Here is a 7,607-nt window from a genome sequence, read left to right on the forward strand (position 1 = left end):
TTGTGTATAAGAGACAGCCTTCGTACTGCCTGGTGTGCGGCTCAGCGCACCGGGTGTCCCGCGTCCCGCAGCGTCTGCTTGACCTCGCCGATCCGCAGGTCGCCGAAGTGGAAGACCGATGCGGCGAGGACCGCGTCGGCGCCCGCCGCGACGGCCGGCGGGAAGTGGTCGAGCCGGCCCGCGCCGCCGGAGGCGATGACGGGGACGGTGACGTGCTTGCGTACCGCCTCGATCATCTCGATGTCGTAGCCGTCCTTGGTGCCGTCGGCGTCCATCGAGTTGAGCAGGATCTCGCCCGCGCCCAACTCGGCGGCCCGATGCGCCCATTCGACCGCGTCGATGCCGGCGGACCTGCGGCCGCCGTGGGTCGTCACCTCGAAGGAGCCGGCCGCCGTACGGCGCGCGTCCACCGACAGGACCAGGACCTGGCGGCCGAAGCGCTCGGCGATCTCCCGGATCAGCTCGGGGCGGGCGATCGCGGCGGTGTTGACGCCGACCTTGTCCGCGCCCGCGCGCAGGAGCTTGTCGACGTCCTCGGCCGTGCGCACTCCGCCGCCCACCGTGAGCGGGATGAAGACCTGCTCGGCGGTGCGGCGCACCACGTCGTACGTCGTCTCGCGGTTGCCGGAGGACGCGGTGATGTCCAGGAACGTCAACTCGTCGGCGCCCTCGGCGTCGTACACCTTCGCCATCTCGACGGGGTCGCCCGCGTCGCGGAGGTTCTGGAAGTTGACGCCCTTCACGACCCGGCCGTTGTCCACGTCCAGGCAGGGGATGACTCGGACCGCCAGGGTCATGACTGATCGGGCTCCTCGTGACCGTCCGGGACCTCGCCCAGGAACGCTTCCATTTCCACTTCGACCAGGATGCGCGGGTCGACGAAGCCGGTGACGACCGCCATGGTCGTCACCGGGCGCACGGAGCCGAAGATCTCCTGGTGCGCCCGCCCCACCGCGTCCACGTCCCGCGCGTGCGTCAGCAGCAGCCGGGTGCGGATGACGGAATCGGCGCCGATCCCGAACTCCCCGATCGCTTCGAGGGCGTTGGCGATGGCGAACCGCGTCTGCTCGTAGGGGTCGCCCTCACCGTGCAGGACCAGCCCCTTGAAGGAGGTGGTGCCGCCCACCACGACCCGGTCCCCCGCCGCGACAGCGCGCGCGAAACCGAAGGCCTCCTCCCACGGGCTGCCGCTCTGCACACGTCGTACGCCGCTCATACGGACACGGCCTCCAGGGCCTCCTCCAGGGTGAAGGCCTTCGCGTACAGCGCCTTGCCGACGATGGAGCCCTCCACACCGAGGGGTACGAGCTCCGCGATGGCGCGCAGGTCGTCGAGGCTGCTCACGCCGCCGGAGGCGACGACCGGGCGGTCCGTGGCCGCGCAGACGTTCTTCAGGAGCTCCAGGTTGGGGCCCTGCAGCGTGCCGTCCTTGGCGATGTCGGTGACGACATACCGCGCGCAGCCCTCGGAGTTGAGGCGCTCCAGGGTCTCGTACAGGTCGCCGCCGTCGCGGGTCCAGCCGCGGCCGCGCAGCGTGGTGCCGCGCACGTCCAGGCCGACGGCGATCTTGTCGCCGTGCGAGGCGATGACCTTGGCGACCCACTCGGGGGTCTCCAGGGCGGCGGTGCCCAGGTTCACGCGCGTGCAGCCGGTGGCGAGCGCGGCCTCGAGGGAGGCGTCGTCCCGGATGCCGCCGGACAGCTCGACCTTGATGTCCATGGCGCCCGCGACCTCGGCGATCAGGGCGCGGTTGTCGCCGGTGCCGAACGCGGCGTCCAGGTCGACCAGGTGCAGCCACTCGGCGCCGGAGGACTGCCAGGCGAGGGCCGCCTGAAGGGGCGAGCCGTACGAGGTCTCGGATCCGGACTCGCCGTGCACGAGGCGGACGGCCTGGCCGTCGCGGACGTCGACGGCGGGCAGGAGTTCGAGCTTCGGGTTCTGGGAAGCGGTCACAGTACGGAGATCCAGTTCTTCAGCAGCTGCGCTCCGGCGTCGCCGGACTTCTCGGGGTGGAACTGCGTCGCCCACAGCGCGCCGTTCTCGACGGCGGCCACGAACTTCTCGCCGTGCGTGGCCCAGGTGACGAGCGGGGCGCGCATCGCCGGGTTGGTCACGTCGAGGGACCAGTCGTGGACGGCGTAGGAGTGCACGAAGTAGTAACGGTCGTCCGGGGAGAGGCCGTTGAAAAGCTCCGAGCCTTCCGGGGCGTCGACGGTGTTCCAGCCCATGTGCGGGACGACGTCGGCCTTGAGCGGGCCGACCGTGCCGGGCCACTCGTCCAGGCCCTCGGCCTCGACACCGTGCTCGATGCCGCGCTCGAAGAGGATCTGCATGCCGACACAGATGCCCATGACGGGCCGCCCGCCGGCGAGCCTGCGCCCCACGACCCAGTCGCCGCGCGCCTCCTTGAGGCCCTTCATGCAGGCGGCGAAGGCGCCGACACCGGGCACGAGGAGCCCGTCGGCGTTCATCGCGGTGTCGAAGTCACGGGTGATCTCCACATCGGCGCCGACCCGGGCGAGGGCGCGCTCGGCGGAGCGGACGTTACCGAAGCCGTAGTCGAAGACGACGACGCTCTTGCGGCCGGTGCTCGCGGCGGTCAATTCCACACCTCAAGACGGACGATGCCCGCGACCAGGCACATCGCGGCGCCGATGGACAGGAGGGTGATCAGGCTCTTGGACTGCTTCTGCTTCACGAAGGAGTAGACCCCGCCGAGCAGGAACAGACCGACGAAGAGAAGCAGCGTGGAGATGCCGTTCATGGCTTTACAGGGCGCCCTTCGTGGACGGGAGGATGCCGGCGGCCCGCGGGTCGCGCTCCGAGGCGTACCGCAGCGCGCGGGCGAGGGCCTTGAACTGGCACTCGACGATGTGGTGGGCGTTGCGCCCGTACGGCACGTGCACGTGCAGCGCGATCTGCGCCTGGGCGACGAAGGACTCCAGGATGTGCCGGGTCATCGTCGTGTCGTACGCGCCGATCATCGGCGCCATGTTCTCCGGCTCGGTGTGCACCAGGTACGGGCGCCCGGACAGGTCGACCGTCACCTGGGCGAGCGACTCGTCGAGCGGGACCGTGCAGTTGCCGAAGCGGTAGATCCCCACCTTGTCGCCGAGCGCCTGCTTGAAGGCGGCGCCGAGCGCGAGGGCGGTGTCCTCGATGGTGTGGTGGGAGTCGATGTGCAGGTCGCCCTCGGTCTTGACGGTGAGGTCGAAGAGGCCGTGGCGGCCGAGCTGGTCGAGCATGTGGTCGTAGAAGCCGACGCCTGTTGAAACTGACACTTCGCCCTTGCCGTCGAGGTCGATCTCGACGAGGACGGAGGTCTCCTTGGTGGTGCGCTCCACGCGCCCGACGCGACTCATGCGCTCTGCTCCTGCTCGTTCTTGACTTCGCGTACCGCATCGAGGAACGCGTCGTTCTCTTCCGGGGTTCCGGCGGTGACCCGCAGCCAGCCCGGTACGCCGTTGTCCCGGACCAGGACGCCGTGGTCGAGGATGCGCTGCCACATGGCGTGCGCGCCGCCCTCGCCCTCGAAGCGGCCGAACTGGACGAAGTTCGCGTCGGACGCGGTGACTTCGTACCCCATCGTCCACAGTTCGCGGACGATCCGGTCGCGCTCCTGCTTCAGCTGCTGCACATAGCCGAGCAGCGTGTCCGTGTGCTCGAGGGCCGCGAGCGCGGTCGCCTGGGTGACGGCGGACAGGTGGTACGGAAGCCGCACCAGCTGCACCGCGTCCACCACCGCCGGGTCGGCGGCGAGATAGCCGAGCCGGAGCCCGGCCGCGCCGAAGGCCTTGGACATGGTCCGGGAGACGACGAGATTCGGCCGACCTTCGAGCAGCGGCAGCAGCGAGTCGCCGTGGCTGAACTCGACATACGCCTCGTCGAGCACCACCAGGGACGGCTTCGCCGCCTGCGCGGCGTCGTACAGGGCGAGGACCGTCTCGGCCGGGACCGCGGTGCCCGTGGGGTTGTTGGGCGAGGTGATGAAGACGACGTCCGGCCGGTTCTCGGCGATGGCCTTCTCGGCCAGCTCCGTGTTGATCGTGAAGTCGTCGTTGCGCGGCCCGGAGATCCAGCCGGTGCCGGTGCCGCGGGCGATCAGGGAGTGCATCGAGTACGAGGGCTCGAAGCCGATCGCCGTACGCCCCGGTCCGCCGAAGGTCTGAAGCAGTTGCTGGATGACCTCGTTGGAGCCGTTGGCCGCCCACACCTGGGCCGCGGTGACCTGGTGCCCGCCGGTGCGGCTGAGGTAGCGGGCCAGCTCGGTGCGGAGCTCGACCGCGTCCCGGTCCGGGTAGCGGTTCAGGCCGCGGGCGGCCTCCCGCACCCGCTCGGCGATCCGCTCGACCAGCGGCTCGGGCAGCGGGTACGGGTTCTCGTTGGTGTTCAGGCGTACGGGCACGTCCAACTGGGGCGCGCCGTAAGGGGACTTGCCGCGCAGCTCGTCGCGGATCGGCAGGTCGTCGATGCGGACGTCGCTCACTGGCCCGGCACCTTCCACTCGAACCTTGCCTTGATCGCGGCACCGTGCGCCGGCAGGTCCTCGGCCTCGGCGAGGGTCACCACGTGGTGGGCGACATCGGCGAGCGCGTCCCGCGAGTAGTCCACGATGTGGACGCCGCGCAGGAAGGACTGGACGGACAGGCCCGAGGAGTGGCAGGCGCAACCGCCGGTGGGCAGCACGTGGTTGGAGCCCGCGCAGTAGTCACCGAGCGAGACCGGAGCCCAGGGGCCGACGAAGATCGCGCCGGCGTTCTTGACCCGGTCCGCGACGGAGGTGGCGTCGGCGGTCTGGATCTCCAGGTGCTCGGCGCCGTACGCGTCGACCACCCGGAGGCCTTCCTCCAGGCCGTCGACGAGGACGATCGCGGACTGCCGGCCCTTGAGTGCGGGGACGATCCGGTCGTCGATGTGCTTGGTGGCCGCGACCTGCGGCTCCAGCTCCTTCTCCACGGCTTCGGCGAGCGCGACCGAGTCGGTGACGAGCACGGCGGCCGCGAGCGGGTCGTGCTCGGCCTGGCTGATCAGGTCCGCGGCGACGTGCGCCGGGTCGGCGGTGTCATCGGCGAGGACGGCGATCTCGGTCGGCCCGGCCTCGGTGTCGATGCCGATCCTGCCGGTGAAGTACCGCTTGGCGGCGGCGACCCAGATGTTGCCGGGGCCGGTCACCATGTTGGCCGGGGCGCAGCCGTCGGGTCCCGAGGTGCCGTACGCGAACATCGCCACGGCCTGGGCGCCGCCCACCGCGTACACCTCGTCGACGCCGAGGAGGGCGCAGGCGGCGAGGATCGTCGGGTGCGGAAGCCCGCCGAACTCTTTCTGGGGCGGCGACGCGAGGGCGACGGACTCGACGCCCGCCTCCTGCGCCGGGACCGCGTTCATGATCACGGACGAGGGGTACACGGAGCGGCCGCCCGGTGCGTACAGGCCCACGCGCTCGACCGGCACCCACTTCTCGGTGACCGTGCCGCCGGGTACGACCTGGGTGGTGTGCGGGGCGCGGCGCTGCGCGCGGTGGACGGCGCGGGCGCGCTTGATGGACTCCTCGAGGGCGGCGCGCACCTCGGGGTCGAGCCCGGCGAGCGCCTCGGTGAGCGCCTCGGCCGGGACGCGCACCTGCTTGAGCTCGACTCCGTCGAACCTCTCCGCGTACTCGATCAGCGCCTCGGTGCCGCGATGATGCACGTCCTCGCAGATGGGCCGCACCTTGTCCAGGGCGGCCGCCACGTCGAACTCGGCTCGGGGCAGCAGGTCGCGCAGGGCGGAACCCTCGGGGAGGGCGTCGCCGCGCAGATCGATTCGGGAGATCACGGAACCAATTCTCTCAGACGGCCGCAGGGCGCGATCGCGCGTATCAATGGCTGATACAAGCCCCTGGCCTCAGACGGAAGGGTTCGGGGGGCTCCCCGGAAGATCGGCTTCACCGCTAGCGTTCACCTGGTCACCGAGCGGGCATGACCGCTGTACAGCGCCGCCGGGGACGGGCGGAGCGATGCCAGGGGTGGAACACGGGGAGGCACGGCAGCAGTGGTGGACGGGCAGCACACCGACATGCCGGACGGTCTGACCGCGGCCGAGATCGGCATGTGGCAGGCCTTCCAGAACGGCAGCAGATACGACCTGTCGAGCGGGGACGCGGAGGTGGACGATCCGCACGGCGGCCGCCCCTGGGGGCCGGAGCGCAGCGTGCGGGCGCGGGTGATCTGCCTGCTGATGCTGGACGGCCCGCCCGCGCTGCCCGGCCGGGTCTCCTCGATCAAGCTGACCGGAGTGCAGATCACCGGCACGCTCGATGTCGCGGGCGGCACGGTGGAGCCGTACGTGGAGATGCGCGGCTGCCGCTTCGAGAAGGAGATCGTGCTGCCGGAGAGCCGGTTCTCCACGCTGCGCCTGGTGGACTGCTCGATCCCCCGCTTCGAGGCGGCCCGGCTGCACACCGAGGGCGACCTGCATCTGCCGCGCTGCCACATCCACCGCGGCATCCGCCTCTCCGACGCGCAGATCGGCACCGACCTGCTGCTCAACCAGGCGGTGGTGCACCGCGACCGCCGCAACCGCACGCTCACCGGCGACGGCCTCACCGTCGGCCAGGACTTCCAGGCCGAACTGATGGATTCCTACGGCGAGATGAGCCTGCGCGGCGCCCAGATCGGGGTCTCGCTGAGCCTGCGCGGCAGCCGCCTGCTCAACCCGTACGGCAGCAAGGCCCTGAACGCCCCGCAGCTGACCGTGGGGCGCACGCTCTACATGACGCCCGCCGCGGCCTCCAACCCGCCGCTGACCGGCGGGTCGACGCCGGCCCGCGGGGTGCGGGTGCAGAAGTTCGAGTCCGAGGGCGGGATCCGGCTCGACGACGGGCGGTTCGGCGACGCGATCGACTTCGAGCAGGCCCGGTTCGAGATGCGCTCCGAGCAGGAGCTGTCGCTGCGCCGCATACAGGTGCCCGAGCTGCGCTTCCTGGGCGAGAAACCGCAGCGCGGCAGCGTGGTCCTCTCCGGCGCGAAGCTCGTCAACCTGGTCGACAAGTCGACGAGTTGGCCGGGCCCCGGCCAGCTGCGGGTCGGCGGCTTCGCGTACGAGAACCTGGTCCCGCGCGGCAGCTTCCCGCTCGCCCGCCGCCTGGAGTGGGTGCTCTCGGCGACCCCCGAGTACAGCCCGGAGCCGTACGAGCGGCTGGCCACGGTGCTCCGTAACAGCGGCGAGGACGCCGACGCCCGCGAGGTCCTGCTCGCCAAGCAGCGCCGCCGCCGCGAGACCCTGCCCTTCGCGGGCAAACTCTGGGGGTACGCGCAGGACTGGACGGTGGCGTACGGCTACCGGCCGGGGCGCGCCGCGGTGTGGATGGCTCTGCTCTGGGCACTCGGCGCCATCGCGTTCTGGCAGTACCGGCCGCCCGCCATCAAGCCCGGCGAGGGCCCGGCCTGGAACCCCTCGCTGTACGCCCTCGACCTCCTGGTCCCGGTGATCAACCTGGGCCAGGACGGCTACTGGCGGGTCGAGGGCAACTGGCAGTGGGCGGCCGCGGCCCTGGTCCTCCTCGGCTGGATCCTGGCGACGACGGTGGCGGCGGGGGCTTCGCGGCTGCTGCGCAGGGGGTAGGGCGC

Annotated in this window: 9 protein-coding genes; 1 reads left to right on the plus strand and 8 read right to left on the minus strand. The window is 71.2% G+C overall.

All coding sequences use genetic code 11. The annotated features are described in order from the left end of the window. Positions 1 to 41: 41 nt before the first annotated feature. The 8 genes from hisF to hisD are packed head-to-tail and all read right to left on the minus strand — an operon-like array spanning position 42 to position 5,814. Positions 42 to 797 (minus strand): imidazole glycerol phosphate synthase subunit HisF, encoded by a 756-nt coding sequence (gene hisF / locus GUY60_RS30955; RefSeq protein ID WP_161703827.1) that lies wholly within the window; start codon positions 795 to 797, stop codon positions 42 to 44. Further along, positions 794 to 1,216, minus strand: coding sequence for a RidA family protein (locus tag GUY60_RS30960; protein ID WP_161703829.1), 423 nt, complete (start codon positions 1,214 to 1,216; stop codon positions 794 to 796). Before GUY60_RS30960 ends, hisF begins: the two co-directional genes overlap by 4 nt. Next, the gene (gene priA / locus GUY60_RS30965) at positions 1,213 to 1,953 is read right to left on the minus strand and encodes a bifunctional 1-(5-phosphoribosyl)-5-((5-phosphoribosylamino)methylideneamino)imidazole-4-carboxamide isomerase/phosphoribosylanthranilate isomerase PriA (protein WP_161703831.1); all 741 of its coding nucleotides are present in this window, start codon (positions 1,951 to 1,953) and stop codon (positions 1,213 to 1,215) included. Before priA ends, GUY60_RS30960 begins: the two co-directional genes overlap by 4 nt. After that, a complete protein-coding gene (gene hisH, locus GUY60_RS30970) occupies positions 1,950 to 2,603 on the minus strand; it encodes an imidazole glycerol phosphate synthase subunit HisH (protein WP_188133081.1) in 654 nt (217 codons plus the stop codon). The genes priA and hisH overlap by 4 nt, the downstream gene beginning before the upstream one ends. Beyond that, complete coding sequence (locus GUY60_RS38320; RefSeq protein ID WP_187370172.1) at positions 2,600 to 2,764, minus strand: CG2302 family histidine operon protein; 165 nt, start codon at positions 2,762 to 2,764, stop codon at positions 2,600 to 2,602. The genes hisH and GUY60_RS38320 overlap by 4 nt, the downstream gene beginning before the upstream one ends. A gap of 4 nt (positions 2,765 to 2,768) precedes the next feature. Continuing rightward, positions 2,769 to 3,362: an imidazoleglycerol-phosphate dehydratase HisB gene (hisB, locus tag GUY60_RS30975; protein ID WP_161703835.1), complete on the minus strand. Its 594-nt coding sequence runs from the start codon at positions 3,360 to 3,362 to the stop codon at positions 2,769 to 2,771. Then, the gene (locus tag GUY60_RS30980; protein WP_161703837.1) at positions 3,359 to 4,486 is read right to left on the minus strand and encodes a histidinol-phosphate transaminase; all 1,128 of its coding nucleotides are present in this window, start codon (positions 4,484 to 4,486) and stop codon (positions 3,359 to 3,361) included. The genes hisB and GUY60_RS30980 overlap by 4 nt, the downstream gene beginning before the upstream one ends. Continuing rightward, a complete protein-coding gene (gene hisD, locus GUY60_RS30985; protein WP_161703839.1) occupies positions 4,483 to 5,814 on the minus strand; it encodes a histidinol dehydrogenase in 1,332 nt (443 codons plus the stop codon). The genes GUY60_RS30980 and hisD overlap by 4 nt, the downstream gene beginning before the upstream one ends. A gap of 240 nt (positions 5,815 to 6,054) precedes the next feature. Between hisD and GUY60_RS30990 the strand changes: the two genes are divergently transcribed. After that, on the plus strand, positions 6,055 to 7,602 hold the full coding sequence (locus GUY60_RS30990) for an oxidoreductase (RefSeq protein WP_161703841.1): 1,548 nt from the start codon (positions 6,055 to 6,057) through the stop codon (positions 7,600 to 7,602). The last annotated feature ends 5 nt before the right edge of the window (positions 7,603 to 7,607 follow it).

The organism is Streptomyces boluensis (genome assembly GCF_009908195.1).
Taxonomy (GTDB): Bacteria; Actinomycetota; Actinomycetes; order Streptomycetales; family Streptomycetaceae; genus Streptomyces; species Streptomyces boluensis.

What these genes read in the sequence shown, in the direction of transcription:
- hisF (WP_161703827.1), bottom strand. Translation starts at nt 797, where the DNA reads ATGACCCTGGCGGTCCGAGTCATCCCCTGCCTGGACGTGGACAACGGC.
- GUY60_RS30960 (WP_161703829.1), bottom strand. Translation starts at nt 1,216, where the DNA reads ATGAGCGGCGTACGACGTGTGCAGAGCGGCAGCCCGTGGGAGGAGGCC.
- GUY60_RS38320 (WP_187370172.1), bottom strand. Translation starts at nt 2,764, where the DNA reads ATGAACGGCATCTCCACGCTGCTTCTCTTCGTCGGTCTGTTCCTGCTC.
- hisB (WP_161703835.1), bottom strand. Translation starts at nt 3,362, where the DNA reads ATGAGTCGCGTCGGGCGCGTGGAGCGCACCACCAAGGAGACCTCCGTC.
- GUY60_RS30990 (WP_161703841.1), top strand. Translation starts at nt 6,055, where the DNA reads ATGCCGGACGGTCTGACCGCGGCCGAGATCGGCATGTGGCAGGCCTTC.